Genomic DNA, 26540 nt, shown 5'->3' with positions numbered 1-26540 from the left:
GCAGTGCGGACCTGAGCCCGCGGCTGCCTACAGACCGCTGTAGGAGTGCAGCCCCGAGATCAGGAAGTTGACACCGATCAGGTTGAACAGCAAAGCGCCGTAGGCGACCAGCGAGATCCAGGACACCTTGCTGCGCCATCCGGCGGTCGAGCGCGCGTGCAGGTAGGCCGCGTAGCAGACCCAGGTGATGAACATCCAGGTCTCCTTGGGGTCCCAACCCCAGTAGCGGCCCCAGGCCGCTGCCGCCCAGATCGCGCCGGCGATCATCGCGAACGTCCAGACGGGGAACGCGAACGCGTGCAGCCGGTAGGCGATGCGTTCGATCGCCTCGGACGAGGGGAGGTTGGTGAGGTTGCCGGACGCGCCACCCACACCGGCCAGCGCGCGGCGTTCCTGGCGCGCCTTCACCAGCTGCAGCACGCTCGCCACCGCGCCCAGGGTGAAGACACCACTCGCGAGGACGGCCGCCGAGACGTGGATCGCCAGCCAGTACGACTGGAGGGAGGGGATGAGGCCGGAGACCGGGATGTAGAGCACCGTGATCGCGATGCCCAGCAGGACGAGGATGAAGCCCGTCAGCGGCAGCCCGAGGAAGCTCGTGCGCAGCTTGCGCAGCGAGACGAGGTAGGCGACGGTGACCACGAAGCTGCCGGTGACCGCGAACTCGTAGAGGTTGCCCCACGGCACCCGGTCGGCCGCGAGGCCCCGGGTGACCACGCCCGCGCCCAGCAGCGCGGCGGTGAGGATCGTGAGCGCGATGCCGATCCGGCTGAACATGTCGGCCCGGTCGGCCCTGGTGGTACCCGGCGTGGAGTCGCCGGTCGTCGGGTCGCCCGTCCCGTCACCGAGTCGCGGCAGGACAGCGACGCCACCGCCCGCGGACTCGGCCGCGACATCGGCTCCCGCCGACGTCATGCCCACCGCGTCCGCCGCGCCGGAGGTGGTGCGGGTCGCCTTGGCGGCGGCTCGCTCGGCCGACTGGACCGCCGTACGGCGTTCCCGTGTGAAGGCCCATTCGGCGGCGTGCGCCAACATCGCCAGCGCCACCACACTGGTCGCCGCGTGGACGAAGTTGTCCGACAGGCTCGCGAGCGTCATGCTCACGGTCACTCCTCCCCGACCGGTTCCGCGCGACCGGGTAGTCCCGCGGCGATTTTCTCGATCTCGATGGCGAGGTCGTTCTCCTCACCGTCGGCCGTGGCCGGGCGCTCCCCGTCGTTCACCACGCGATCCGGACGGCCCCGCTGCGGAGGATCCGTCCGGGCCACGCCAGGGGCACGCGAGGTGAACCGCTCGCCCCTGTCCATGCCGGCGACCGCGACCACCGTACGCCCGTCAACCTGAGAGACCCGCACCCAGACCCGACGACGACGTACTACGAGGGATAGTAGCAAGCCGGCCAGGGCGAGCACCGCACCCACCAGGGCGATGGGGGCGCCGGGATTGCGGCTGATCTGGAGGTTGACCCACCGGGTGTAGCCGTCGAGGCGCACGCTGCCACCACCGGGGAGCTTCGCCGTCTCGCCGACCTGGAGCTCCTGCCGCCAGGGTCCGCCGTTCGCGGTCAGCTGGGTCAGGCCCTGCTTGTCGAGCTCGTAGACGGACTGCTGGATGCCGGCGTCGAGACCGAGGTCGCCGGCGTACCCCGTGAGGAACACCGAGGGGTTGAGCGCGTCCGGGAAGATCGAGACCGGTCCCCGCTGCGGGTCGACGACCGCGGTCGGCAGGAAGAACCCCTCGAAGCCGAGCTGCTTGGGTTCGGCGTCGGGCGCCTTCACCACGCCGGTCGAGGTGAACATGCCGTCCTGCGGGAGGAAGGGCACCGGCCCGGAGAAGGCCACCTTCCCGCTGCCGTCGTGCACCGTGAACCGCGGCGCGTAGCCGTAGCCGCTCAGGTGGACCTCGGTGCCGTCCACGTGCAAGGGATGGTTGACCTGCAGGTCGTACTTGCGGGTCCGCGCCCCGGGCTCTGGTGAGTAGGTCAGCCGGGCGTTGAAGGAGCGGGCCGCGCCGCGCGCCTCGCCGGACGTCTCGTAGGTGACGTCGAAGGCGTCCACCTTCAGCGAGAACGGCGCGAGTTGCTTCTCGTGGAAGAACGCGCCGCCCTGGTAACCGTCGTACTGCGTGACGGTGTTGGAGAAACCGTTGCCGGCCACGACCAGCGCGGTCCCCCGGAACCCGAACAGGCTGCCGACCGCGACACCGACGAGCACCACCACGATCGCCACGTGAAAGACGAGGTTGCCGATCTCACGGAGGTAGCCGCGTTCGGCCGACAAGGACGTGCCGGTCGCCGTCTCGTCGGTGACCACGCGGTACCTGCGCGACCGCAACTGCCGCCGCGCGACCGTGAGGACCTCCTCGGGCGCGGACGTCGTGGTCCAGGTCTGGTGGGCCGACAGCCGGTGCAGGTTGCGCGGCGCCACCGGTGGCCGCGACCGCATCAGCCGCCAGTGCGCGACGGTCCGCGGCAGGATGCAGCCGAGCAACGACAACAACAGCAGCAGGTAGATCCCGCCGAACCAGGGCGAGCCGAAGACGTCGAAGAGCCCGAACCGCTCGTACCAGCGCGAGAGTTCGGGGTTGTTCTGGACGAAGTCCGCGACCTGGACGGGGTTGACGCGGCGCTGCGGGATGATCGAGCCCGGGATCGCCCCGAGCGCGAGCAGGAACAACAGGATGAGCGCGGTGCGCATCGAGGTGAGCTGCCGCCACACCCAGCGAGCCAGCTCCCAGGGACCGATCGGGGGCGCCGACCGGGGCTCGGTCCTGCTGGCCGACTCTTCGCGTTGCTGCGTCTGCGCCATCGTCACACCACCGTCGAGAAGTTGCTGACCCACTGCCGCATGGGATCGATCAGGGAGTCCCACAGGCCGGTCACCATCGCGATCCCGACGAGGACGAGCAGCGCCCCGCCCGCCCGGGTCACCCAGACGTGGTGCCGGCGGACGAAGGCCAGCCCGCCCAGCAACCGCCGGAAGCCGAGCGCCACCAGCACGAACGGGACGCCCAGGCCGAGGGCGTAGGCGAGCATCAGGACCGAGCCGCGCCCGGCCGTGCCCTCGTTGACCGCGAGGGACGCCGCGACACCCAGGGTCGGGCCGATGCAGGGCGTCCAGCCGAGGCCGAAGAGCACGCCGAGCAGGGGCGCCGCGACCAGGCCCACCGAGGGAACCCGGTGGAAGCGGATGTCGCGCTGTAGCCACGGGACCAGACCCACGAACGCGAGGCCCATCAGGATGGCCACCGCGCCGAGGATCCGGGTGAGCAGGTCGGCGTTGTCGGCGAGGAAGTAGCCGACCGCGCCGAAGAGCGCCCCGATCGAGACGAAGACCAGGGCGAAGCCGAGCACGAACAACACCGACCCCGCGAGCATCCGCCCCCGCCGGGCGGAGGCGAGGTCGGCTCCCGACAGGCCGGTGACGTAGGACAGGTAGCCCGGCACCAGCGGGAGCACGCACGGGGACAGGAACGACGCCAGCCCGGCGAGCAGTGCCACCGGGACCGCGATGAGCAGCGAGCCGTTCAGGGCCACGCCGGCGAAGCCGTCACCGACCGACCCGCCGACCGTGGCGGCAAGCGGTACGACGGCCGACGTGCCGGCGAGGACCAGGCTCACGTGGACCCCGCGACGTCGTCGGTCAACTGCTCCAGCGTTCTCCTGCTCACCGAGCCCAGGATCCGGGCCGCGACGCGCCCCTGCGTGTCGATCACCAGGGTCGAGGGGATGGCGCTCGGCGGCAGGGTGTCGCGGAACCCGAGCAACTGCTCACCGTCGGGGTCGAAGATGCTCGGGTAGGGCACCTTGAACCGCCGGACGAAGGCCTGTGCGGGCTGCTCGGTGAGGTCGCGGGTGTTGATGCCGAGGAACTCCACACCCTTCGGCCGCAGGGCCGCGGCCGCGGCGGCGAGGTCGGGCGCCTCCTTGCGGCACGGCGGGCACCACGAACCCCAGACGTTGAGGACGACGATCTTGCCGCGGTAGTCGGAGAGTCGGACGGGCTTGCCGTCCAGATCCTTACCCGACAGCGCCGGCGCGGCCCGGCGTTCGCCCGGGGCCATGCTCGTCACCGTGCCGCTACCGGCGACGAAGCGGGTGGTGTTGGTGCCCGACTGCGAGCCGCCGCCTCCGCCGCCTCCGCTGCTGCTGCACCCGGCGACGAGGGCGAACGCCACCAGGGCACCCGCCAGCGCGGACACACGGCGTCTCGAGCACTTCGACCACATGGCGACCTCAGGCTCCCGCGACGAACTTCCTGCCCGTGACCGCGGTGGGCAGCAGGTCGGCGGCGGGCTCGGAGTAGTCGACGGAGACGATCCGGTCGCCGTCGTAGGTGAACGTCGTCAGGCTCGCAAGCGTGCATTGACGTCGGCGCGGGTCATGCCACAGCCGACGTCCCTCGACGTAGGAGCGGACGGTCCAGATCGGCAGCTGGTGGGAGACGAGCAGCGCCTCGTGCCCCTCGGCGGCCGTCCGCGCGTCAGCCATCGCCGCGAGCATGCGCACCACGATCGCGCGGTAGGGCTCGCCCCAGGAGGGCCGCAGCGGGTTGCGCAGGTGCTTCCAGGAACCCGGCCGGCGCAGCGAACCGTCGCCCACACCGAACGTCATGCCCTCGAAGACGTTGGCCGCCTCGATGAGGCGCTCGTCGCGCCCCACCGTCAATCCGAACTTGTCGGCGATCGGCCCGGCCGTCTCCTGCGCCCGTTCCAGCGGCGAGGCGGTGACGTGCACGATGTCGCGCGGCGCCACCACCTCGGCGACCCGGCCGGCCATCTCCCGGCCGAGTTCGGACAGGTGGTAGCCGGGCAGCCGGCCGTAGAGAACCTTGCGGGGGTTGTCGACCTCGCCGTGCCGCAGCAGATGGACGACGGTGCGGCTTTCACTCACAGGCGCTCCTGCTCGGTAGGGGCGGTGCGGCCGGGACGCGAGTCGGCGCGTCTCCGGCCCGATGCGGTGTGCTCACCCGGCCTCCCCGTCGGGCTGGGCTGCCGCGGCCGTACGCGCCGCCGCCGGGACCGCCCTGGCGATGCGCTCGACGGCCTCCTCGTCGTGCGCGGCGCTCACGAACCACACCTCGAAGGCACTGGGCGGCAGATGCACGCCGCCGTCCAGCATGGCGTGGAAGAACGCACGGAAGCGGTGTTGGGCCTGGGTGCGGGCGTCGTCGAAGTCGCGTACGCGCGGTACTTCCGCCGGGTCTACGAAGAAGATGCTGAAGAGGTTCCCGGCGAACTGCGGGAGATGAGGGACGCCTTCCTTGCTGAGCGCCTCGCTGACGATGCCGGCGATCGTGGCGGCCGTCCGGTCGAGATGGGCGTAGACCTCACTGGTCGCGAGACGCAGGGTCGTCAGACCCGCCGTGGTGGCGACGGGGTTACCGGCGAGCGTTCCCGCCTGGTAGACCGGCCCCGACGGCGACAGCCGCTCCATGTAGGAGGCCTTTCCGCCGAACGCCGCGGCCGGGAATCCACCGCCCATCACCTTGCCGAACGTCACCAGGTCGGGCACCACACCGTCGATCCCGTGCCAGCCGGACCGGGTGACCCGGAAGCCCGTCATCACCTCGTCGGAGATGAACAGCGCGCCGTGCTGGTGGGCGGTCTGCGCGAGAAACGCGTTGAAGCCCTCCTCGGGCGGGACCGCGCCCATGTTGCCGGGTGCCGCCTCGGTGATGATGGCGGCGATCTGGTCGCCGTAGCGTTCGAAGACCGTCGAGACGGCGGCGCGGTCGTTGTAGGGAACGACGAGGGTGTCGGAGGCCTGGGCGCCGGTGACGCCCGGGGTGTCGGGGAGACCGAAGGTCGCGACGCCCGAACCCGCGGACGCGAGCAGCGCGTCGACGTGGCCGTGGTAGCAACCCGCGAACTTCACGAGCTTCGCCCGACCGGTCACCCCTCGGGCCAGCCGGATGGAGGACATCGTGGCCTCGGTGCCCGATGAGACGAATCTCACCTGGTCGATGGGCGTCCGGTCGACGATCTCCTCGGCGAGTTCGACCTCGGGCCTGGTGGGAGTGCCGTAGGACGTACCGGCCGACACGGCGGCGGTGACGGCGGCCACGACCTCCGGATGCGCGTGGCCCAGGATCATCGGCCCCCACGAGCCGATGAGATCGACGTATTCGTTCCCGTCGGCGTCTCGCAGGTAGGGCCCCCGGGCGGAGGTGACGAATCTCGGTGTCCCACCAACCGCGCGAAAGGCGCGGACCGGTGAGTTGACGCCACCTGGGGTGACTGCTTGGGCACGCTCGAAGAGCGCCTCGGAGGCGCGTTGGCCACGGCTCGCGGGAGTTCCAGGCTCGGTCACCGCGTCATTGTCTCTCGCCCCCGTTCGCAGGCCGGCAGGGCGGGTGCGACACCCCGATGATCGGGGCCGAGAAGTTTGTGATCACAGCCGTAACCGTTCGCCTCCGGGGTCGTTGAAACGACGAAGGCGCAGACTTCAAACGCAGAGGGCGGCGACGTATGGTGAGTCGTGAGCCGGGGAGGTCGTGATGACGCGGGGGACCGCTGACAGACCACAGCGGCACAAACGGCACCCAGCCGATCAGGGACTGTGGACAACCATCTCGGTTGTGTCGCAGGCATCCACCAAAGCCCGATACGCTCACTACCTCCAGTACAGCTGTCCCAAAGACTTTCTCTGAGTCCGCGTGGTCCACACCGACCGCGGCACCAAGACCGGCTCGGCGCCCTCACCCCCCCGGGCGCGCCGAGCCTCCTCGGCCGTCGCGGCGCCTGGTTACCTCCCCCCCGACCGGGCGCCGCGGCGGCCCCTCCATTTCTCCACACTCATCACTCACTCCGACGCCCACCAAAACGATCAGTCGATGTCCGAAAGTGGCCACATCGTTCGCGTCCACACAGCGTCGAACCCCTGCCACCCATAGTCGCGGCAGGGGTTCGGGTTCGGTGTGTCGGTCGAGCGGGACGCCGGTCGTGGTAGGCGACCTGGTCGCGTCACCAGGTGGGTGGACGCCCGTCGCCGGCGCGCGCGGGCCGCGCCGGAGGGGCGGCCGTCAGCGCAACAGCCGGGCGGCCTCGACGGCCCAGTAGGTCAGGACGATGTCGGCGCCCGCACGCCGGATCGAGGTCAGCGCCTCGAGGATCGCGCGTTCGCGGTCGATCCAGCCCTGGGCGGCGGCGGCCTCCAGCATGGAGTACTCACCGGAGACGTTGTAGGCGGCGACGGGGATGTCAACCGCGTCCTTCACCCGGCGTACGACGTCGAGATATCCCAACGCGGGCTTGACGATCACGATGTCGGCGCCTTCGGCGACGTCGAGCGCGACCTCACGCAGGGACTCCGTCGCGTTGGCGGGATCCTGCTGGTAGGTCCTGCGATCACCTTCCAGGCTCGACTCGACCGCGTCGCGGAACGGCCCGAAGAAGGCCGAGGCGTACTTCACGGCGTAGGCCATCGTGCTCACGTCGGTGCGCCCGGCCCGGTCGAGCGCGGCCCGGATCACACCGATCTGGCCGTCCATCATTCCGCTCGGAGCGACCATGTGGACCCCGGCCTGCGCCTGGGCCACCGCCATGTCGGCGTAGCGCTCCAGGGTGGCGTCGTTGTCGACCCGGCCGTCAGGAGTCAGCACCCCACAGTGCCCGTGGTCGGTGAACTCGTCGAGGCACAGGTCGGCCATCACCACACTGGCCTCACCGACCTCGGAGACGACCTCGCGGATCGCGACGTTGAGAATCCCGTCGGGGTCGGTCGCGCCGGACCCGACAGCGTCCTTCTCCCGCGGGATCGCGAACAGCATCAATCCGCCCACACCGGCCTCGGCCGCCTCGACGACGGCCTTGCGCAGGCTGTCGAGGCTGTGCTGGACGACGCCAGGCATGGAGAGGATCGGCGTCGGTTCGGTCGCACCCTCCCGGACGAACATCGGGAGAACGAGAGACCGGGGTGGTACTTCGGTCTCGGCGACCAGCCTGCGCATCGAGGGCGTCGTACGCAGTCGTCGGGGACGGATCTCCGGAAAACCCATGGGTATGAGGCTATCCGGCCCCGCCCGGCCCGGGCGAACGACACCCGCGCGCCAGTACGGATCGTGTCGAACCCGGCGAACTGGGCACAAGTTGTGGCACAAGTGCCGCGCCACCAGACGACGAAGGACCGCGCCAAGCGGCGCGGCCCTTCGACTGTCGCTGCGTACCCGTCCTCGCTACGTACCGGTCACGTGCTGGCCGGTCACGTGCTGGCCGGTCACTTGGTCCGGCGTCGTGCCCCGGACTTGCGCTCCGACGGCTTGGTCACCGGGTCTCCGGCCTCGATCTGCGCCGCTCGACGTGCCTCGCCGAAGTCGGCGAGCGCCTCGGCCAGCGCCTCGATCGAGGTTTCCAGCGGTTGGACGTCGACCCGCAGGCCGTGCTCCTCCGCGGTGGTCGCCGTCTGCGCGCCGATCGCCGCGATCACCGTGGTCGCGTGCGGCTTGCCGGCGATACCGACGAGGTTGCGCACCGTGGAGCTGGAGGTGAAGGCCACCGCGTCGAACTTGCCGGTCTTGATGGCCTCCCGGATCGGTGCGGGCGGCGGCGCGGCGCGCACCGTGCGGTACGCCGTCACGTCGTCGACCTCCCAGCCGAGCTCGACCAGGCCCGCCACCAGCGTCTCGGTGGCGATGTCGGCCCGTGGCAGGAACACCCGGTTGATCGGGTCGAGCACCCGGTCGTAGGGCGGCCAGTCCTCGAGCAGCCCACGGGCCGAGTGCTCACCGGTGGGCACCAGGTCGGGCTTGATGCCCCAGGACTGGATCGCCTCGGCGGTCTTCTCCCCCACCGCAGCGATCTTCAGTCCGGCGAACGCCCGCGCGTCCAGGCCGTACTCCTCGAACTTCTCCCGCACCGCACGGACGGCGTTCACCGAGGTGAAGGCCACCCACTGGTAGCGACCGGTGACCAGGCCGGTGATCGCCCGGTCGAGCTGCTGCGGGTTGCGCGGCGGCTCGACGGAGATCGTGGGGACCTCCTCGGGCACCGCGCCGTACTGGCGGAGCAACTTGGAGAGCACGCCGGCCTGCTCCTTGGTGCGCGGCACGAGGATCCGCCAACCGAACAGCGGCTTGGTCTCGAACCACGACAGCTTGTCGCGCATCGCGACGGCGGAGCCGACGACCATCACGAACGGGCCGACGAGGCGCGCCGACTTCACGTCCGCGGCGAGCGTCTCGAGCGTTCCTGCGATGGTGCGCTGCTCGGTGGTGGTCCCGCCGGTGGTCACCGACGCGGGCGTCGAGGGCTCGCGGCCGGCCTTGACCAGGAAGCCCGCGATGTCCTTCAGCCCGTCGGTGACGTTGGTGAGGACGAGCGTCGCCGAGCCTTCGGCGAACGTCTCCCACTCCGGCTCGCCACCGCTGAGGTCGATGAGGCGCGTCTCGCGGACGCGTGGACTGGTCAGGGCGGCCCCGGCGTAGGCCGGCACCGCGGTGGCGACGGGCAGGCCCGGCGTCACTTCGAAGGGGACGTGGTGGCGGACGAAGGAGGCCACGTGCTCGGCGGCGTTGCCGTCGAGGAAGGGGTCACCGACGTACAGGCGTACGACGTGCTTGCCGTCCTTCGCGTGCTTGGCGAGCACTCGGCCGGCCTCCGCCGGCGTCACAGCGTCCTCGGTCAGCTCCAGGCGCTCGGCATCTTCGCTGACGTGGGCACTGACCACGGCGTCGAAGGTGGCGAGTTCCCCGGCGACTACGTCGGCACGGCCCAGGAGTTCTTTCGCGCGGGCCGTTACGAGCGCGGGGTCGCCGGGGCCTACGCCGACGAAGGACACCGAGCCTTGGAGTTTCTTCGTGGTCTTGTTCTTGGCGGTCACGTGACGCGTTCCTCGATCAAACGGCTGGCGCCCTCGGCGAGCAGGGCGGTCGCAAGCTGGCGACCGAGCTCCTCCGCTTCACCAAGAGGCCCCGAGGTGGACAGACGGACGCTGGTGGAGCCATCGACGGTCGCCACGACGGCGTGGAGGGAAAGATCGTTTCCGTCCGCACCGCCGATGGTGTCGGCGAATGCTCCCATGGGTGCGCTGCAGCCGGCCCCGATTCCGGCCAGTACGGCGCGTTCGGCGGTCACCGCCGCCCTGGTGCGTGGATCTTCGAGCCCGGCGAGTGCGCGCACCACGCCCTCGTCGGCCGTGCGGCACTCGATCGCGAGCGCGCCCTGGCCTGGTGCCGGGACGAGCTCCGTCGGGCCGAACGTCTCGGTGATCTCGCCCTGCCGTCCGAGTCTGGTGAGACCGGCATGGGCGAGTACGACGGCGTCCAGCTCGCCGTCGCGCACCTTTGCGATCCGGGTGTCGACATTTCCCCGGATCTCGATAAACTCGAGGTCATCCTTTCCGAGCTGTCGAAGCTGGGCGAGGCGGCGGGACGAACCGGTGCCCACCCGCGCGCCTTCGGGAAGTGCGGCGAACGTCAGCCCGTCGCGGGCGACGAGAACATCGCGCGGATCCTCCCGCGGGGGTACGGCCGCGAGCGTGAGCCCAGCGACCGACCCGGTGGGAAGGTCCTTCAACGAGTGGACCGCGACGTCGACGCGCTCCTCGAGCAGCGCGTCGCGCAGGGCGCCGACGAACACGCCCTGGCCGCCGATCTTGGCGAGCGAACTGCGGTTGCGGTCACCTTCGGTGGTGACCTCGACGAGCTCGCAGGTGTGTCCGGCACGCTCCAGCGCGGTCGCGATGATGCGGGTCTGCACGACCGCGAGGGTGCTACGGCGGGTGCCGATACGCAGATGGGTCATGCGCTACTCCCTCCCTGAATCCGGTCGGCTCGCCGCGACTCCGGCTGGACGGGCGTGTCCGGCTGGGCGGGCTCGACGGGTTCGGCACTGCTCAGGGCCTCCAGGGCGCTGAGGTCGAGCGCGAACAGCTCGCGCAGTGCGTCGGTGTAGGACGTCTCGACGGTCTGCTCCGCGAGCTCCTTCACCCGGATGGTCGGCGCGTGCAGCAGCTTGTCGACGACCCGGCGGACGGTCTTGGCGACCTCGTCCCGGGCCTGCGGATCGAGGTGCGGTACGCGGGAGGTCAGCCGGCGAAGCTCGGCGTCGACCACCTCGGCGGCCATGCTCCGCAGCGCGACCACGGTGGGCGCGACCGTGGCGGCCCGGCGGGTCGCGGCGAAGTCGGCCACCTCGGCGGCGACGATCGCACGGACCGCCTCGACGTCGGCGCCGGTCCCGCCGTCGTCGACCGAGCCCGCGAGGCTGGCGAGGTCGATGAGGGTCAGCCCGGGCAGCTCGCCGGCGCTCGCCTCGACGTCGCGGGGCATCGCGAGGTCGCAGACGACCAGCGGCTCGCCACCGCGGTCACGGACGGCGGCGCCGAGGAGTTCGGCGGACAGGACGGTGCCGACCGCCCCCGTGCACGACACCACGACGTCGGCGGCCGCGAGGGCGGCGGGCAGGTCGCTCATGGCCACCGCCTTCCCCTCGACCTGCTCGGCGACGCGGCGGGCGCGGGCGGGTGTCCGGTTGGCGATCACGACCTCGGCACCGTAGTCACGGCGCAGCGTGATCGCGGCCAGGGCGGACATGGAGCCCGCGCCGACGACCAGAGCCGTACGGCCCGTCAGGTCGCCGAGCACACCCGTCGCCTGACCGAGCGCGGCGGTGACCACCGACCGGCCGGCGCGGCCGAGCTCGGTCTCGGTGTGGGCGCGCTTACCGACGCGGAGGGCGCGCTGGAAGATGCCGTTCAGAACCGAACCGACCGTCTCGGCGTCCTGCGCGTTGCGCAGGGCCGCCTTGGCCTGTCCGAGGATCTGTGTCTCGCCGACCACCATCGAGTCCAGGCCGCAGACCACGGAGAAGAGGTGGCTCACCGCGCCGTCCTCATAGCGCACGTACAGGTGCGGCGTGAGTTCGGCGGCGGAGACGCCGGAGTGTCGGGCGAAGAGCTCGGCGAGTTCCTCGACGCCGCCGTGGAAGCGTTCGACCTCGGCGTAGATCTCGACCCGGTTGCAGGTGGACAGCACCACCGCGGCCGCGACGTGATGGCACGCGACCGCGTCGACGAGGAACTTGTCGAGCGTCTCCGGCGCTGGTACGACCCGTTCGAGGAGTTCGACCGGCGCGCCACGGTGGGAGATGCCGACGACCAGAATGCTCATGGGATGAGGGGGCTCCTCTCGGCGGGTAGTCCGTCGACCTGACTGAGCGGACCGGGACCCGCGAGTGCCTTGCGTTGTTCGTGGTAAGCGAGGATCTGCAACTCGGTGGAGAGATCGACCTTGCGGACGTCCACACCGGGCGGCACGGAGAGGACCACCGGGGCGAAGTTGAGCACGCTCGTGATGCCGGCCGCAACCATCCGGTCGCACACCTCCTGGGCCGCCGTCGCCGGAGTCGAGATGACACCGATGGCGACGCCGTACTCCGAGACGACCCGCTCGAGCTCGTTGTACGCCTGGATCACGTGGTCACCGACACGCTCGCCCACTCGGGCCGGGTCGGCGTCCAGCAGCCCGACGATGCCGAAGCCGCGGGAGACGAAGCCGGAGTAGTTGGCGAGCGCGTGGCCGAGGTTTCCGATCCCGACGATGACGACCGGCCAGTCCTGGGTGAGACCGATCTCACGGGCGATCTGGTACCGGAGATACTCGACGTCGTACCCCACTCCTCTGGTGCCGTAGGAGCCGAGGTAGGACAGATCCTTGCGCAACTTCGCGGAGTTGACGCCCGCCGCGCGGGCGAGTTCCTCGCTGGACGCGGTGGCGATGCCACGGTCGGCCAGTCCGGTCAGCGCACGCAGGTAGACCGGTAGCCGCGCAACGGTCGCCTCGGGGATGCCGCGGCTGGGACGCGCGTCTTGATCGTTACGTCGAGGACTCGGCGGACTCACTTCACTCCTGGGGTCTTGAGGGGTGTCACAGCCCTGACACCTCTCGCTCGATCGGAGCCGATCCGACCGGCGATCTCCAAGCCTAGGACTTTGTGAACGTGCGAACAAAATCGAGCGTTCCGGTCGGGGAGCCTCGAGGGGCCCGAACCTGAACCCCTGGCGCCGAAATGCGCTGGATCGACGACCTGACCGCGACCCCGAACGGGGCACCTGGGGACGATCCTCCCCGTCCGGAAGAAGCCATCCCGGCGGCGACTGGTTTCCCGGGCGGCCGGTCAGGAGCTGGACACGTCCCGGCTCTGCCGCATCCCGGCGATCAGCCATCCGAGGCCGCGTTCGAAGGTCACTTCCTGGTCGGCGAGGGACTCCGCGATCCGGGCCAGACTCGGGTGGCGGTCGTGGGGGTCGTGGCGGTCGTCGCCGGCGTCGAGCCGCCGACCGACGATCTCGCCCGCCCGGTCGTGCTGCTGCCCGAGCAGGGCGGTCCCGAGCGCGTAGTTGCTGATCGTGACGAACGCGTCACCGGCCTCGCGCGGGCTGAAGCCCGCGTCGACCAGCCGGGAGAGGATCTCGTCGAGGTAGCTGAGCTGGTAGTCCGCGGTCGGCCGTGCGGCCATCAGCAGCAGCGGCCCGTCCCGATAGGAGCGGACGGCACGCCACTGCGCCCTCGCCAGATGGGCCAGCCAGTCGTCCCAGGTGTTTCGGGTCGGCGCCGGGACGTCGGGGTGCGTGATCGCCGTCAGGACCACAGCTCTGGCCATTTCGTCGAGCAACTCCTGCTTGTTCTCGAAGTGCCAGTACAGCGCGGACGGGTTGACGCCGAGCTCCTTGGCCAGGCGGCGCAGCGAGAGCGTCTCCAGACCCACCTCCTCGAGCAGCCGGAGGGCGGTACGGACGATGAGTTCCCGGTCGAGTGCCATCGCGAACGGATCGTACGGCCATCCCATTGCCAACTCAACAGTGTTCAGTTAGGTTGCTGAACACCGTTCACTGAACAGTGTTCAGCTGGCTTCCTGGAGGCGTGACGATGCGCACTGATTCGGTCCCTGACCACCTACCGTCGGACGCACCCGACGTGCCGCCCGGCATCCGGCTCGGTGTCGTCCGCGGCATCACGTATGGCCTGGTCAGCCCACCCGAGACGATCGTTCCGCAGGCCCGCTCCGTCGGCGCGGAGGTCGTCCGGATCTACCTCTACTGGTCCCAGATCGAACCCGAGCCCGGGACCTACGACTGGTCCGCCGTCGACGCGTTCCTCGCCCAGTTGGACGGCGACTCGGCAGACTCTCCCGACTCGGACGGCGGCGTGGAGGCGTGGGTCACGGTCAGTTCCAGCTCCCTGTGGGGGACCCGCCGGGCCACCGACATGCTGCCGCCCTCACCCGCGAAGGACCCGGCCGCCTTCGGCGCGTTCGTCGGCCGCCTGGTCGAGCGTTGCCGAGGCCGGGTGACCTACTGGCAGTGCGACAACGAACCCTCCGTGCCGATCCTGTGGGCCGGTACGGCGCAGGAGTACGTCGCGCAGCTTCGGGTCTTCGCCGCCGCCGTCCGCGCGGCCGACCCGAACGCCCTGGTGGTGCTCGGCGGCGCGCCACCCGGCGCCGTCGGGAGTGGCCGCGAGGAGGGCGCCGTCTTCGAGCACATCGTCGCGAACGCGCGCGACGACTTCGACGTGTTCGACGTCCACCTCTACGGCGACCCGTACGGCATCCCGGCCGCGGTCGAGGCCTGCCGGGCGCTGATGGCCTCCGCCGGCTACCAGAAGCCGGTGGTGGCGGGCGAGTACAACGGCCCGGTGCCCTTCGAGTTCCCCCAACAGGCGTTCGCCCACCTCGGGCCGGTCGTGGCGGCGAGCGGCGGGATCATCGGTGGTGGCCTCCCGGAGGACTGGACCGCGCAGACCTCGGACCAGGACAAGCTCCCACCCGAGCACGAGGCGCTGTCCGCGCTCTACGCCCGGGTCGGCGAACTGCCACCGGAACTGGCGATGTTCGTACCGGGCTGCCCGCCGGAGGCCGAAGGGAGACGGCACCGCTGGAACTGCCGCGACATCGTGGTCCGCAACATGCTCGCCCTCGCCTCCGGGGTGCGCCGGACCCTGTGCTGGAACCTCGGCGCGGAGCTTCCGGACCCCGGCGAGGGCCACGGGCTGATGGAGTTCATGTTCGACAAGCTCAAGCTGATGGACTACGACGAGAGCGGCTCCGGCGAGCTACGGCACCGCTATCCGGCCGCCGACACGCTCGCGCTGACCGCCCGGATGCTGGCCGGAGCGACGGACGTTCGCCGGCACGAGGTGCCCGACCAGCCCGACGTCTACGTCTTCGAGGTCGACCGGCCCGCCGGTCCGGTGCTGGTGGCGTGGGAACGACGCGACGGCATGAGCGAGGAGGACAAGCCCGCGCTCGCCTTCGACTGGCCGTGGCCCGGAAGCTCGGCGCGGGCGGTCGACGCCTACGGTGCGGCGGTGGACACGACCGTGACGGAGGGTCGGGTGCGGCTCGCGTTGACGATCACACCCGTGTTCGTGTCGGGCTGAGGGGGGCGTTCGCCCGGGTCAGCCGTCCGCGGTCAGCGCGGCGCGCAACCGGGCGGCGTCCACGCGCCAGAAGTCGTGTTGGTCACCGTCGACGAAGGTCACCGGAATCTGCTCCCCGAAGCGGCGGAAGAGCGCCTCGTCGGTGGTGATGTCGATCTCGGTCCACTCCACGCCGAGCTCGGCGCAGACCGCGGCGACCGTCTCCCGCGCGTCCTCGCACAGGTGGCAACCGGGCTTGCCGTAGAGCGTGACCCGCGGCTGGGCCGGCGCCATCAGTGGTCGCCCCGCCGCTCATGCCCTGACCTGCGCAAGCTCGCCTTGGCGACCTTGCCGGTGAGCGAGCGGGGCAGTTCCGGGACGACCTCCACGACGCTCGGCCGCTTGAACCTCGCGAGCCGGCGGGCACAGTGCCGCTGCACCGCCTCGACGGTCACGGTGGCGCCGGACGCCGGGACGACGTAGGCCAGGACCGCCTCGCCGGTCTGCGGGTCGGGCATCGCCACGACGGCGACCTCCGCGACGCCCTCGACCTCGGCGACGACCTCCTCGACCTCGCGGGGATAGACGTTGAAGCCGGAGACGACGACGAGTTCGGTGAGCCGGTCGACCAGCACGAGGTCGCCGTCCTCGTCGAGGTAGCCGATGTCACCGGTGGCCACCCAGCCACGCTCGCCCGGCGCGTCCACGGCGTCGGGCCAGTAGCCGGAGAAGGCGTTGGGCCCACGAACGAGGACCTCGCCCGGCTCGCCCTGCTCGACGTCGCCGCCACCCTCGTCGACGACCCGCATCTCGACTCCCGGCAGCGGGGCTCCGACCGAGCCCGGCTTCGCCGAGGAGCCGGCTGAACACAACGTGCTCGTCACCACCGGACCCGCCTCCGTCAGGCCGTAGCCCTCCTCGACGGTGAGTCCGGTCACCGCACGCAGGCCGTGCCGGACCGCGGGCGGGAGCGGTGCGGCTCCCGACACGAGCAGCCGGACGCTGGTGAGCCGGCCGGCGATGTCCGTGCGGAGCCAGCTCGCGAAGACCGCCGGCACCGCCGGCACGTTGGTGACCTTCTCCGCCGCCACCAGGTCGAGGCTGCTCTCGGGAGTGAACCGGCGGACCAGGACCAGCGTCGCCGCCCTGCGGGCGACCATGCCGAGGACGGCGTTCAGGCCGTAGACGTGGCACAGGGGCAGGACGCCGAGGACGACGTCGTCGGAGGACACCGCGGCCGGCTCCACCGCGGCCATCTGTTCGAGGTTGGCGAGCAGCGCGCGATGGGTGAGCATCACCGCGCGCGGGGGCGCGCCGGTGCCGGACGTGTAGAGGATCGCCGCGAGAGTCTCCGGGTCGGCGGGCGGAACCGCTGGCGAACTCGCCGCGGCCGCCCGCAGCTCGTCATAGGTCCGCTCCTCCGGCAGCGCGGCGACACCGACCGGCACGACAAGCGGCGAGGTGTCGGGGTCGGCGCCGGAGTCGAGCTGGCGTACACCGGAGCGCACGGCCGCGATGCTGGTCTCGTCGGCCAGGACGACCCGCGCCCGGGCGGTCGCCACCATCCGGGCGACCTCCTCCGCGGTGCTGGCCGGGCTGACCGGAACGGCGACCAGGCCAGCGCGCAGCGTGCCGAAGTAGGCGGCGACGAACTCGGGGGTGTTGGCCAGGACGATCGCGACCCGGAACCCGGTCACGAGGCCGGCTCCGGACAACGCGGCGGCCGCCGTGTCGACGGCGTGGTCGAGCTCCGCCCAGGTCAGGCGGCGGTCACCGGCTACCAGGGCGAGGCGTTCGGGAGCATCCTGGGCGGCCCGACGTACCAGGTCGGCCACGTTCACCGGGGCACCCACCTGGTCGGGCAGCAGCTGTGTGCGAGGCGCCAACACCACGTCGGCGAGTCTGGCACACATCCATGCACCGGCGCCCCCTCTCATCCACGCCACCTCATCCACGCCACCGCGTTCGACCGGGCGGGTCCGGACAAGCGCCGCGAGTCACCACATCCCTGCTCGGCGTAGTACACGGCGGGCGCTCTAAGCTCGGGGAACATGACGCCCGCGGAGGATGCGCAGACGGCTCCGTCCCATGGTTCGACGTCCCCGCAGACCGGCGTGCCGTCCGACCCGACCGCCGCCGCCTTCTTCGACGTGGACAACACCCTCATGCGTGGGGCGTCGTTGTTCTACCTCGCGCGCGGGCTGCACTCCCGGCAGTACTTCGCGACCCGCGACATCCTGCACGCCGGCTACCAGCAGCTGAAGTTCCGCGTCCTGGGTTCGGAGAACGCCGAGGACGTGCGGGAGGTCCGTGAGCTCGCGCTCTCCTTCATCGCCGGCTGGCCCGTGAGCGACCTGATCGAGCTGGGCTCGGAGATCTTCGACGAGGCACTGACGACGAAGATCTGGCCCGGCACCGCGGCCCTCGCCCAACGCCACCTCGACCACGGCCAGCGGGTGTGGCTGGTCACGGCGGCGCCGGTGGAGATCGCACAGCTCATCGCCGACCGGCTCAACCTCACCGGGGCGCTCGGGACCGTCGCGGAGACGAAGGACGGCCGCTACACGGGCCGGCTGGTGGGCGACCTCATGCACGGTCCGGCCAAGGCGGACGCCGTACGCCTGCTCGCCGCGCGGGAGGGCCTGGATCTGCGGCGGTGCTCGGCGTACTCCGACTCCGCCAACGACGTGCCGATGCTGTCGTTGGTCGGCACGCCGTACGCCATCAACCCCGACCGCAGGCTGCGCGCCCACGCGCGCAAACGCGGCTGGCGGATCCGCGACTTCCGCCGCGCCAGGCGAGCCGCCCGGGCCGGTCTGGCCGCGGCCGCCCTGGCCGGTGCCGTGGGCGGTGCGGCCGCTGCCGCGGCCGCCCTGCGCCGCAACAGCGGGAAAGGCCGCTCACCGTGGAGGCCCTTTCACCGTTCGTAATGGTTCATTACAGAATGTTCCCGTCTGAATGGATCTTCCCTACGATGCCTTCCGTGCGCCGAACACTCCCCGCTCGGGGCCAGGCACCAACACCTGGAAACGGACGGACCACTCTCGCCGACCGGTCGGGGGTGGCAGAGCTCCACTCACTTCTGCAGGCCCTGTTCGACGCGCGCACCCACCCGGTGCCGGGGACGGCGTCTGGCACCGGCGTCGCCCCCGTGCCGCGGGACGCCGAGTGGCTGTTGCAGGCCTCCCACCAGGAGGCGGCCAAGACCCGCACGCACGGCACCCACATCGCCTTCGAACGCAGTGGCGCCCGCGAGCCCGCGGCGGACACGGGCACCACCCGCATCGTGGCGCTGGTCGAGCTCGCCAAGCGCGGTGACGCCGAGGCCTTCGGTCAGCTCTACGACCACTACCTCTCGACCGTCTACCGGTACGTCTACTACCGCGTCGGTGCGCACGCGCTGGCCGAGGACCTCTCGAGCGAGACGTTCCTGCGCGCGCTTCGCTCGCTCTCGTCGTTCCACTGGCAGGGCCGCGACTTCGGCGCCTGGCTGGTGACGATCGCGCGCAACCTCGTGACGGACCACTTCAAGTCCGGCCGCTTCCGGCTCGAGGTGGCGACCGGCGAGATCCTCGACTTCGACTCCGCCTCCGACGGGCCGGAGGACGACGTCCTCTCCCATCTCACCAACGAGGCCCTGGTCAAGGCCCTCCGTCAGCTGCGTGCCGACCAGCAGGAATGCCTGGTGCTGCGGTTCTTCAACGGCCTGTCCGTCGCGGAGACCGCGCACGTGCTGGGCAAGAGCGACGGCGCGGTCAAGCAGCTCCAGTTGCGGGCCGTGCGCAACCTCGCCAAGCTGCTGCCCGAGGGCGTCCGGTGAGCTCCTCGGCCGCCACCTCGACGGCCACCGCGACCACCACCTCGAGCACCTCCCCGGCCGCGGTGTCGGCCGCGCGGGAAAGTCGGTCGGTCGCGAGGTCGTAACCCCTGGCCGCGCGAGTCGTTCACCAGGTGGCAACCCCGTACCACCGCGGCCTGGACACCATGGCCCGACCCGTCCCGCCGGCCCTGTGAGAGGAGGGCGCCCATGACCTCGCTCCTGGCGTCCCGCCGGCGGGCCGAGGACTTCGCGCGCCTCGTGGAGGGGTCGCGGCGGCGCCCCGCTGACCCCGGTCTCGCCCCGCTCCAGGACCTGGTGGCGCTGCTGCGGCCGGCGCCTGTCGAGCCCTCGGACGCCTTCCGGGCGGCGCTACGCGAACGGCTGGTGAGCGCGGCCGCCGACACTTCGCGCGATGCCGTTCCGGCCGGCGTACCGATCCCGGCCATGCGTTCGGCCGTCCGCACGCCCAACCGGCTGCGGATCGCTGCCGTGGCGCTGTCCGTCGCCCTTGCCGGTGGCATGGCCGGTACGGCGGCCGCCGCACGTGGCGCCCAGCCCGGCGAGATGCTGTATCCGCTCAAGCTCGGGCTCGAGCGCACGGAGGTGGCCGTCGCCTCCAACCCGGAGTCGCGCGGTCACCACTACCTCAAGCAGGCCATGGCGCGGCTGTCGGAGGCGCACCGGCTCGCCGACGGCGTGCCGATCCCCGCCACCGACCGCGCCCGCGTCCGACTCGCACGCACCACCCTGAACGAGTTCACCAGCAGTGCGCGCGACGGCGCCGAACTCCTCGTGCGGGCCCACCAGATCGACCGCAGCCCGGCGCCGATCAACGGCATCCACACGTTCGTCGCCGATGCTCGGCCGCGTCTGAGCAGCCTGCGTGGGTTCCTGCCGACGCCGCTCGCGGACTCCTTCGCCGCGGCGGTAGCGACCCTCGACGACCTCGACCAGCGGGCCGTCGCCCTCTGCCCGCGCTGTGTCGAACCCGCACCTGGGCACGCCCCCCGAGGTGTGCCGGAGCGCCGGAGCCGCGAGCCGCAGCCCGCGGTCACCGTGCCGACAGGTCGCACCGAGAGCCCGGAGGGGAGTCCGTCCCAGACCATGCGGCCGGGGAAGTTCCCGAAGCCGACCAACCCCGGTCCGGGCTTGCCCCTCCCCCGGCGTACGGACGGCTCGCGGCTGCCGCTGCCGCATCCCTCCGGCACGATCGAGCTCCCCAAACCGGGCCCCTCGGACCAGGAGCCGACACCGTTGCCGACGTTGCCGCTGCCCACGCTCCTGCCGCTGCCGCTGCCCACGCTCCTGCCGCTGCCGTTGCCCACGCTGCTGCCACTTCCACTCCCGTGGCCACAGGTCGCCGACACGTCGTGGACGGAACCCACCGAGCAGCCACCGCCCACCGCGGGGTCGTCCTCGGGTCCGCCACCCGCCGAAGACCGGCGCGGCGAGGTGGTCGACCTTCCCGTCGACCTGCCGTAGTACTGGACGGGTCCGTGCCCCGGGCCGAGCGGTGAGGTCCGCTCAGAACGCCTCGGGCCGGTCCAGCAGCAGGGCGTACAGCGTGTGCTGGATGGTCTCGCGGACCTGGTCGGTCAGGTCGAAGACCAGCATCGGGTCCTCGGCGGCGTCCCGGTCGTAGGCGTCGGTCGAGATCGGGTCGCCGAAGGCGATGATCCACTTCGACGGCAGTGGGACGAGACCGAGCGGACCGAGCCAGGGGAAGGTCGGCGTGATCGGCACGTAGGGAACGCCGAGCAGCCGGGCGAGCGGCTCGATGTTGCCGAGCAGCGGAAAGGCCTCCTCGGCGCCCACGATCGAGCACGGCACGATGGGAACGCCGGTGCGAAGAGCGGCCGCGACGAAGCCCCCGCGGCCGAACCGCTGCAGCTTGTAGCGCTCGGAGAACGGCTTGCCCAGGCCCTTGTAGCCCTCGGGGAACACGGCCACGAGCTCACCGGCGTCGAGGAGGCGTTCGGCGTCCTCGTTGCACGCGAGCGTCGTTCCGCCCTTGCGGGCGAGTTCGGAGACCACGGGCATCCGGAAGACCAGGTCGGCTCCCAGCATGCGGACGTGGCGATGGGCCGGGTGGGTGTCGTGAACGGCGACGTGGGTCATCAGGCCGTCGAGTGGCAGCGTGCCGGAGTGGTTGGCGACAAGCAGCGCGCCGCCCACGGCCGGGATGTTCTCGATGCCGCGGACCTCGACCCGAAACCAGCTGTGGTACAGCGGACGCAGGATGGCGAGCAGGACGTTCTCGGTGAGATCGGGGTCGAAGCCGAGATCGTCGACCTCGTAGTCACCGGTGAGCCGCCGCCGCGCGAACGCGAGCCCCTTGGAGACCTTGCTCTGCCAGTCGTCCCCGAGGGTCCGGGCCGCGAGCCCCTGCGCGAGGAGGCTCGCCGCCTCGCGCAGACTCTCGCCGATGCCGGGCAGTTCCTCGTAGTTCGACGAAGCGGACGGATCGGAATCGGGACCTGCGCCACGGCGACCCCGGATCGGGATCACCTTCGCCTCGGAGGACTCAGCCATGGCTTTGTCGTACCCCCGAGCCGCCGTCCCGCACACCGAGGAACTCCGCGACGCCTTCCTCGGCGTCGCGGATGCGTTCGGCGCTCAGCAGTCCCTGCTCGTGCGCCTCGGCGAACGTCTCGAACGCGCTCGCCGTCGTGTAGGTCGGCTTGAAGCCAAGCTCCTCACGCATCCGGGTGGTGTCGACACCGCGTCCGTAGGTGAGGAACGTCAACTGCTCGGGGGTGAAGTCGGCCAGCCGTGCCGCCCGGAACATCTGCCCGAACGTCGCGACCGCGAACGCCGGGACGGGCGCGGTCGGTCGGCCCATCCGGCGGATCGCCTGGGACACCATCAGGACGCCGTCGCCCGCGATGTTGAAGGTGCCGGCGGTCTGCCCGACGGTCGCGAGGCGCAACGCCTCGAGCAGGTCGTCCTCGTGGACGAACTGCATCCGCGCGTCGAAGCCCAGGACGGTGGGCACGACGGGCAGCGCGAAGTAACGCGTCATCGGCGTCCGCACCCGCGGGCCGATGACGTTGGCGAACCGCAGTGTCGTCACCAGCACGTCGGGGCGGCGGCGGGCGAACCCGCGGACGTAGCCCTCGACCTCGACCGCGTCCTTGGCGAAGCCGGAGTGCGGCAGGCTGCGCGGCTCCATGTCCTCGGTGAACATCGCCGGGTCGGCCGGAGAGGCGCCGTAGACGGACGTGGACGACTTCACGACGACCTTGCTGACCGAGGGCAGCCGCTGGCACGCCGCCAGCAACTGCATCGTGCCGATGACGTTGATCTCCTTCATCGTGGCCCGCCCGCCGGCATGCTGCGGCGTGGCGATCACGTTGAGGTGGACCACGGTGTCGACACCCTCGCGGGCGATGACCCGGGAGACGACCGGACTGCGCAGGTCGACCCGTACGAACTCCGCGCCGCCGAGATCGTGCCGCGGCGGAACGACGTCGACGCCGAGCACCCGGTCGACCGACGGATCGGCGGCGAGCAGGCGCGCGAAGCGACTCCCGAGGTCGCGAGAGACCCCGGTGACCAGTGCAACACGCGCCATCTGCGCCTCACCCCGTGGGCACGGAGCGTCGCTTACTTCCCGAGACGCCTGCGCTGAACGCGCGTCTTCTTGAGGAGCTTGCGATGCTTCTTCTTCGACATACGCTTGCGACGCTTCTTGATAACGGAACCCACGCCGATACCTTTCGGTCTGTTCGTACCCAACAGAGGCGCATCCGAACGTATGAATCTCCGCACAAACACGGAGCGTTCGTTTGGGAGGCGGACCGATGCGCCCTCACAGGGTACAGCCCGGCACGGTGGGGTTCTTCCGGCCGCCCGATCAGCCCGAATGCACCCGGTCCGCGCCCGGCTGTCACCCGACGTTGACCTCCCGTCAACCCGCCTGGATGTAGGCCCGCCGGAGGTAGTCGTGCATCGCCTGCTCGGGCACCCGGAACGACCGGCCGACCCGGACCGCGGGGAGGTCTCCCGCATGGACCAGCCGGTAGACCGTCATCTTGGAGACACGCATCGCCGCGGCCACCTCGGCCACGGTCAGGAACCGTACGTCGGACAGCGGGGCCCTCGACGGCGTGGTCTGGGACGTGGACTGCGGAGAGGTGGACTGCGGGGACGTGGACTGTGCGGACTCGGAGTGGGGGGACTCTTCCTCCCCCGGTTTCGGCGACGTCATGGCGCATCACAGCCTTCCGTCACGCGAGGCCCCGGGCATCCCAGGACTCTTCTCGCGTGACCTTCGCCGCCCCCCGGACCGCTCCCATGTCCCACGGGGTCGGTGTGAGGGGAGGTTAATACCTTTCGGGGCCGGTGGGGAAGGGGTGATCAAGAGTCAGGGTCACAGCTCCGGGTCGAGACCGTGGCTCGGGAACGTCGCCTGCCGGGTGGCTCGAATCGCGCGGTCGACCTCGTCGGCGGGGTCGTATCCGGTCGACCAGTCGGTGTAGGCCGCGGTGACCCCGTCGGTCATCGACTGTGGTCCCGGGCGCCGGCACTCGACCTGGACGAGTTCCTGCCACCCGGCCGGCGTGGGTGTGTCGGGGTCGAGCGGCTCTCCGCCGGCGATGGCCAGCAGGTGGCTCCAGGTGCGGGGTACGACGTCGACCAGGGCGTAGCCTCCCCCACCCGTGGCCACCCAGCGGCCCCCGCACACCCGGTGCGCGAGATCGTGCACGGCGAGCGCGGCGGCGCGCTGGCCGTCGACCGACAGCGTGAGGTGGGCGAGCGGGTCGACCCGGTGGCTGTCGCAGCCGTGCTGGCTGAGGAGCACCGTCGGCTCGAACGCGTGCAGCAGCGGGGGTACGACGGCGTGGAAGGCGCGCAGCCAGCCGGCGTCGCCCGTCCCCGCCGGCAAGGCGACGTTGACGGACAGGCCCTCGGCGTTCGGCCCTCCCGTCTCGCTCGGAAAGCCGCTCACCCAGGGGAACAGCGACCGCGGCGACTCGTGCAGGCTGATGGTGAGGACGCGCGGATCGTCGTAGAAGACCTCCTGGACACCGTCACCGTGATGGACGTCGAGGTCGAGGTAGGCGACGCGCGGACAGCCGGCGTCCAGGAGCCAGCGGATCGCCACGGCGGGGTCGTTGTAGACGCAGAAGCCGCTCGCCGACCCCGGCATCGCGTGGTGGAGCCCACCGGCGACGTTGACCGCGTGCAGCGCCTCACCCGTCCACACCGAACGGGCGGCCTCGACACTGGCGCCGACGATGTGGGCGGCGGCGTCGTGCATGCCCGCGAACGTCGGGTTGTCGGATGTGCCGAGCCCGAAGTCCAGGTCGGTCCGGTACGGATGCACGCTCGCCCGCTTCACCGCCCGCACGTAGGCCGGGTCGTGCACGGACGCGACGAGCTCGTCGGGAGCCGACGGTGCGGAGACCAGCCGCAGGCCCTTCCCCCCGGGCTGCTCGAGCGCACCGGCGGCACCGACCAGGCCGAGCTCCTCGGCGAGGGCCACGGTGAGCCTGACCCTGATCGGCGCAAGTGGGTGGTGGGGCCCGAAGTTGTACGCCGTCAACATCGGGTCGTAGACCAGCCGCGCATGTCCCGTCACGGTCCCTACCTTGCCCGACGGCAGCCCCACACGGAACTCGTCCCCGCCTCAGGTGACGGGCGTCTCCTCCAGCGCGGCCCGGCCGAGCAGAGCCGCGCCGAGCACACCGGACTCCGCGCCCATCGCGGCGCGGACGACGCGGGGCCGGCGCTGGAACGTCAGCCACTCGTCCAGGGAGTCCTGGACGGGCCCGATGAGCTGGTCGCCGGCGAGGGCGAGGCCGCCGCCGAGCACGACGAGTTCGGAGCCGAACACCGTCACCGCGATGGCGAGCGAGCGGCCGAGGGCGCCGACCGCGTCCGCCCAGACCGCGGCGGCCGCCGGGTCACCGGCCCGGGCGCGCTGAGCCACGTCCCGCGCCGAGAGCGCGGGCGTCCCGTCGGGGTGTTCGGCACCTCCGGTGCGCTCGGCGTACCGGCGGACCACGGCGGTGGCCGAGGCGATCGTCGCGAGGCAGCCGCGCTGTCCGCACGAGCAGCGCTGGCCGTCCGGGTCGACCACGGTGTGGCCGAGTTGGCCGGCGTAACCGCTCCCGACCAGCAACCGGCCGCCACTCACCACGCCCGCGCCGATGCCGGTCCCGAGAGTGGCGAGCAGGACGTCGGAGCCGCCCTTGGCCACGCCGAGCCGCCATTCGGCCACGCACGCGGCGCGCACGTCGTGGCCCAGGGCGACCGGCAGCCCGGTCGCCGCGGAGAGCAGGTCGGCGACGGGGGTGTCCCGCCAGCCCAGGTTGGCCGCCATCACGGCCACGCCCCGCGCCTCGTCGATGATGCCGGGAACGGCGACGCCGAGCGCCTCCACGCGATCCGGCACCTGTGCGCGCAGCGTCTCCACCACCGAACCGACCGCGGACAGGACGGTGTCCGGGTCACGGGCGGGCGGGGTCGGACGCTCCAACCGCGCGACCACCTCGCCGTCTGCCGCCACGGCCGCGGCCTTGATCAGCGTGCCGCCGACGTCGACGCCCAGGACGGGACCGGCGGGCGGGGCGGCGGGCTGGTTGGTCGTCACGGCGCCATCCTTCCGGTCCGCTGCCGCTGAGCCAACGCCGGTCCCGGTGGGGCGCTCACCACGCGACCATGATCAGGCAGACACACACCCTAGAGTGCCCGGCATGGAAGAGAAGCCCGCGACTCCGGCCGAACGCTTCCCGCTCCTGCACACGCCGCAGCGGTGGGAGTGGGGCGGGCTGGACGCGCGGTTCTCCACCACGCTGCCGCCCGAGCCGCTGGTCCAGAGCATCCACGTCGTCGGGTTCGTCGGCACCGAGATCGCCGTGTGCCGGGCGAAGCGCGACTGGTTCCTGCCCGGCGGCACCCGGGAGCCCGGCGAAACCGTCCTGCAGACCGTCGACCGCGAGATCGCCGAAGAGGCCGGGGCCCGACGGGTCGGACCCCTGCACTGGATCGGCGCTCACTACTGCCTCGACGACGGCCCCGAGCCGTACCGTCCGCACCTTCCACATCCGGAGAAGGCGTGGCTGTGGTGTGTCACCGACGTCGTGGTCGACGCGACGCCGAGCAACCCACCTGACGGTGAACAGGTCGAGGAGGTCCGCGTCGTTCCGTTGCCGGAGGCGCGGACTCTGCTGCGGGACAACGAGGAGTGGTACCCCGAACTCCTCGACCTGGCCTGGGAGATCCGGGCCGCGACGCGACCAGCCTGACGGCTGCGTCGGGGGTACGGCGCCCCCACCACCAGCTCCCGCCACCTCGCGGGACTCGCCCCTCACCGGCTCCCACACGACGGGAGTCGGTCCCAGCATGACCGCGGGACC

Annotated in this window: 25 protein-coding genes; 5 read left to right on the top strand and 20 right to left on the bottom strand. The window is 71.4% G+C overall.

What is annotated here, in order from left to right; translation table 11 throughout:
- Window positions 1–27: 27 nt before the first annotated feature.
- The 12 genes from ccsB to HEB94_RS17475 form a co-directional block, all read right to left on the bottom strand.
- Complete coding sequence (gene ccsB / locus HEB94_RS17530) at window positions 28–1098, bottom strand: c-type cytochrome biogenesis protein CcsB (RefSeq protein WP_202897241.1); 1071 nt, start codon at window positions 1096–1098, stop codon at window positions 28–30.
- A gap of 8 nt (window positions 1099–1106) precedes the next feature.
- Window positions 1107–2840 carry a cytochrome c biogenesis protein ResB gene (gene resB / locus HEB94_RS17525; RefSeq protein ID WP_337917760.1) on the bottom strand — a complete coding sequence of 578 codons (1734 nt, stop codon included), beginning with the start codon at window positions 2838–2840 and terminating at the stop codon, window positions 1107–1109.
- Entirely contained in the window at window positions 2810–3613 is an 804-nt protein-coding gene (locus HEB94_RS17520) for a cytochrome c biogenesis CcdA family protein (RefSeq protein WP_192756511.1), read from the bottom strand. The genes resB and HEB94_RS17520 overlap by 31 nt, the downstream gene beginning before the upstream one ends.
- A gap of 2 nt (window positions 3614–3615) precedes the next feature.
- Entirely contained in the window at window positions 3616–4200 is a 585-nt protein-coding gene (locus tag HEB94_RS17515; protein ID WP_337917759.1) for a TlpA disulfide reductase family protein, read from the bottom strand.
- 34 nt (window positions 4201–4234) lie between these two features.
- On the bottom strand, window positions 4235–4891 hold the full coding sequence (locus tag HEB94_RS17510; protein WP_192750886.1) for a histidine phosphatase family protein: 657 nt from the start codon (window positions 4889–4891) through the stop codon (window positions 4235–4237).
- 72 nt (window positions 4892–4963) lie between these two features.
- Window positions 4964–6310, bottom strand: coding sequence for a glutamate-1-semialdehyde 2,1-aminomutase (gene hemL / locus HEB94_RS17505; RefSeq protein WP_192750885.1), 1347 nt, complete (start codon window positions 6308–6310; stop codon window positions 4964–4966).
- 712 nt (window positions 6311–7022) lie between these two features.
- Window positions 7023–7997: a porphobilinogen synthase gene (gene hemB / locus HEB94_RS17500; RefSeq protein ID WP_192750884.1), complete on the bottom strand. Its 975-nt coding sequence runs from the start codon at window positions 7995–7997 to the stop codon at window positions 7023–7025.
- A gap of 218 nt (window positions 7998–8215) precedes the next feature.
- A complete protein-coding gene (locus tag HEB94_RS17495) occupies window positions 8216–9817 on the bottom strand; it encodes a uroporphyrinogen-III synthase (protein ID WP_192750883.1) in 1602 nt (533 codons plus the stop codon).
- Entirely contained in the window at window positions 9814–10740 is a 927-nt protein-coding gene (gene hemC / locus HEB94_RS17490; protein ID WP_192750882.1) for a hydroxymethylbilane synthase, read from the bottom strand. The genes HEB94_RS17495 and hemC overlap by 4 nt, the downstream gene beginning before the upstream one ends.
- Complete coding sequence (locus HEB94_RS17485; protein WP_192750881.1) at window positions 10737–12107, bottom strand: glutamyl-tRNA reductase; 1371 nt, start codon at window positions 12105–12107, stop codon at window positions 10737–10739. Before HEB94_RS17485 ends, hemC begins: the two co-directional genes overlap by 4 nt.
- Window positions 12104–12838 carry a redox-sensing transcriptional repressor Rex gene (locus HEB94_RS17480; protein WP_192750880.1) on the bottom strand — a complete coding sequence of 245 codons (735 nt, stop codon included), beginning with the start codon at window positions 12836–12838 and terminating at the stop codon, window positions 12104–12106. The genes HEB94_RS17485 and HEB94_RS17480 overlap by 4 nt, the downstream gene beginning before the upstream one ends.
- Before the next feature lie 275 nt (window positions 12839–13113).
- Entirely contained in the window at window positions 13114–13785 is a 672-nt protein-coding gene (locus HEB94_RS17475) for a TetR/AcrR family transcriptional regulator C-terminal domain-containing protein (protein WP_192750879.1), read from the bottom strand.
- Window positions 13786–13865: 80 nt separating this feature from the next.
- On the opposite strand from HEB94_RS17475, the gene HEB94_RS17470 reads away from it, so the two are divergent.
- A complete protein-coding gene (locus tag HEB94_RS17470) occupies window positions 13866–15377 on the top strand; it encodes an alpha-amylase family protein (RefSeq protein WP_192750878.1) in 1512 nt (503 codons plus the stop codon).
- A gap of 18 nt (window positions 15378–15395) precedes the next feature.
- Here the strand turns inward: HEB94_RS17470 and HEB94_RS17465 are convergent, their stop codons facing one another.
- Together HEB94_RS17465 and HEB94_RS17460 are read right to left on the bottom strand one after the other, a co-directional pair.
- Complete coding sequence (locus HEB94_RS17465; RefSeq protein WP_192750877.1) at window positions 15396–15650, bottom strand: glutaredoxin family protein; 255 nt, start codon at window positions 15648–15650, stop codon at window positions 15396–15398.
- The gene (locus HEB94_RS17460) at window positions 15650–17293 is read right to left on the bottom strand and encodes an AMP-binding protein (RefSeq protein WP_238361554.1); all 1644 of its coding nucleotides are present in this window, start codon (window positions 17291–17293) and stop codon (window positions 15650–15652) included. Before HEB94_RS17460 ends, HEB94_RS17465 begins: the two co-directional genes overlap by 1 nt.
- Before the next feature lie 114 nt (window positions 17294–17407).
- On the opposite strand from HEB94_RS17460, the gene HEB94_RS17455 reads away from it, so the two are divergent.
- The 3 genes from HEB94_RS17455 to HEB94_RS17445 all read left to right on the top strand — a co-directional run bounded on the left by HEB94_RS17455 (window position 17408) and on the right by HEB94_RS17445 (window position 20658).
- Entirely contained in the window at window positions 17408–18286 is an 879-nt protein-coding gene (locus tag HEB94_RS17455; protein ID WP_192750876.1) for an HAD family hydrolase, read from the top strand.
- Between the two features lie 53 nt (window positions 18287–18339).
- A complete protein-coding gene (locus HEB94_RS17450) occupies window positions 18340–19176 on the top strand; it encodes an ECF subfamily RNA polymerase sigma factor, BldN family (protein WP_337917756.1) in 837 nt (278 codons plus the stop codon).
- A 207-nt stretch (window positions 19177–19383) separates the two neighbouring features.
- Window positions 19384–20658, top strand: a complete 1275-nt coding sequence (locus HEB94_RS17445; protein WP_192750875.1) for a DUF5667 domain-containing protein — start codon at window positions 19384–19386, stop codon at window positions 20656–20658.
- A 42-nt stretch (window positions 20659–20700) separates the two neighbouring features.
- Here the strand turns inward: HEB94_RS17445 and HEB94_RS17440 are convergent, their stop codons facing one another.
- The 6 genes from HEB94_RS17440 to HEB94_RS17415 all read right to left on the bottom strand — a co-directional run bounded on the left by HEB94_RS17440 (window position 20701) and on the right by HEB94_RS17415 (window position 25774).
- Window positions 20701–21708, bottom strand: a complete 1008-nt coding sequence (locus HEB94_RS17440; protein WP_192750874.1) for a lysophospholipid acyltransferase family protein — start codon at window positions 21706–21708, stop codon at window positions 20701–20703.
- Window positions 21701–22750: an NAD-dependent epimerase/dehydratase family protein gene (locus HEB94_RS17435; protein WP_192750873.1), complete on the bottom strand. Its 1050-nt coding sequence runs from the start codon at window positions 22748–22750 to the stop codon at window positions 21701–21703. Before HEB94_RS17435 ends, HEB94_RS17440 begins: the two co-directional genes overlap by 8 nt.
- A gap of 32 nt (window positions 22751–22782) precedes the next feature.
- Window positions 22783–22884 (bottom strand): 30S ribosomal protein bS22, encoded by a 102-nt coding sequence (locus HEB94_RS17430; protein ID WP_192750872.1) that lies wholly within the window; start codon window positions 22882–22884, stop codon window positions 22783–22785.
- 202 nt (window positions 22885–23086) lie between these two features.
- Window positions 23087–23386, bottom strand: coding sequence for a helix-turn-helix domain-containing protein (locus HEB94_RS55100; protein ID WP_192750871.1), 300 nt, complete (start codon window positions 23384–23386; stop codon window positions 23087–23089).
- 162 nt (window positions 23387–23548) lie between these two features.
- Window positions 23549–24760, bottom strand: a complete 1212-nt coding sequence (locus HEB94_RS17420; protein ID WP_337917753.1) for an acetoin utilization protein AcuC — start codon at window positions 24758–24760, stop codon at window positions 23549–23551.
- 48 nt (window positions 24761–24808) lie between these two features.
- Window positions 24809–25774 carry an ROK family protein gene (locus HEB94_RS17415; protein ID WP_192750870.1) on the bottom strand — a complete coding sequence of 322 codons (966 nt, stop codon included), beginning with the start codon at window positions 25772–25774 and terminating at the stop codon, window positions 24809–24811.
- 103 nt (window positions 25775–25877) lie between these two features.
- Between HEB94_RS17415 and HEB94_RS17410 the strand changes: the two genes are divergently transcribed.
- Window positions 25878–26429, top strand: a complete 552-nt coding sequence (locus HEB94_RS17410) for an NUDIX hydrolase (protein WP_192750869.1) — start codon at window positions 25878–25880, stop codon at window positions 26427–26429.
- Window positions 26430–26540: the final 111 nt, after the last annotated feature.

The sequence above is a fragment of the Actinopolymorpha pittospori genome (genome assembly GCF_014873875.1).
Taxonomy (GTDB): domain Bacteria; phylum Actinomycetota; class Actinomycetes; order Propionibacteriales; family Actinopolymorphaceae; genus Actinopolymorpha; species Actinopolymorpha pittospori.
This window is presented reverse-complemented; position numbering and strand designations above follow the sequence as displayed.

Coding starts and splice junctions, on each gene's coding strand:
- ccsB (WP_202897241.1), bottom strand. CDS start 1,098: ATGACGCTCGCGAGCCTGTCGGACAACTTCGTCCACGCGGCGACCAGT.
- hemB (WP_192750884.1), bottom strand. CDS start 7,997: ATGGGTTTTCCGGAGATCCGTCCCCGACGACTGCGTACGACGCCCTCG.
- hemC (WP_192750882.1), bottom strand. CDS start 10,740: ATGACCCATCTGCGTATCGGCACCCGCCGTAGCACCCTCGCGGTCGTG.
- HEB94_RS17485 (WP_192750881.1), bottom strand. CDS start 12,107: ATGAGCATTCTGGTCGTCGGCATCTCCCACCGTGGCGCGCCGGTCGAA.
- HEB94_RS17475 (WP_192750879.1), bottom strand. CDS start 13,785: ATGGGATGGCCGTACGATCCGTTCGCGATGGCACTCGACCGGGAACTC.
- HEB94_RS17470 (WP_192750878.1), top strand. CDS start 13,866: ATGCGCACTGATTCGGTCCCTGACCACCTACCGTCGGACGCACCCGAC.
- HEB94_RS17465 (WP_192750877.1), bottom strand. CDS start 15,650: ATGGCGCCGGCCCAGCCGCGGGTCACGCTCTACGGCAAGCCCGGTTGC.
- HEB94_RS17460 (WP_238361554.1), bottom strand. CDS start 17,293: ATGAGAGGGGGCGCCGGTGCATGGATGTGTGCCAGACTCGCCGACGTG.
- HEB94_RS17455 (WP_192750876.1), top strand. CDS start 17,408: ATGACGCCCGCGGAGGATGCGCAGACGGCTCCGTCCCATGGTTCGACG.
- HEB94_RS17445 (WP_192750875.1), top strand. CDS start 19,384: ATGACCTCGCTCCTGGCGTCCCGCCGGCGGGCCGAGGACTTCGCGCGC.
- HEB94_RS17440 (WP_192750874.1), bottom strand. CDS start 21,708: ATGGCTGAGTCCTCCGAGGCGAAGGTGATCCCGATCCGGGGTCGCCGT.
- HEB94_RS17435 (WP_192750873.1), bottom strand. CDS start 22,750: ATGGCGCGTGTTGCACTGGTCACCGGGGTCTCTCGCGACCTCGGGAGT.
- HEB94_RS55100 (WP_192750871.1), bottom strand. CDS start 23,386: ATGACGTCGCCGAAACCGGGGGAGGAAGAGTCCCCCCACTCCGAGTCC.
- HEB94_RS17410 (WP_192750869.1), top strand. CDS start 25,878: ATGGAAGAGAAGCCCGCGACTCCGGCCGAACGCTTCCCGCTCCTGCAC.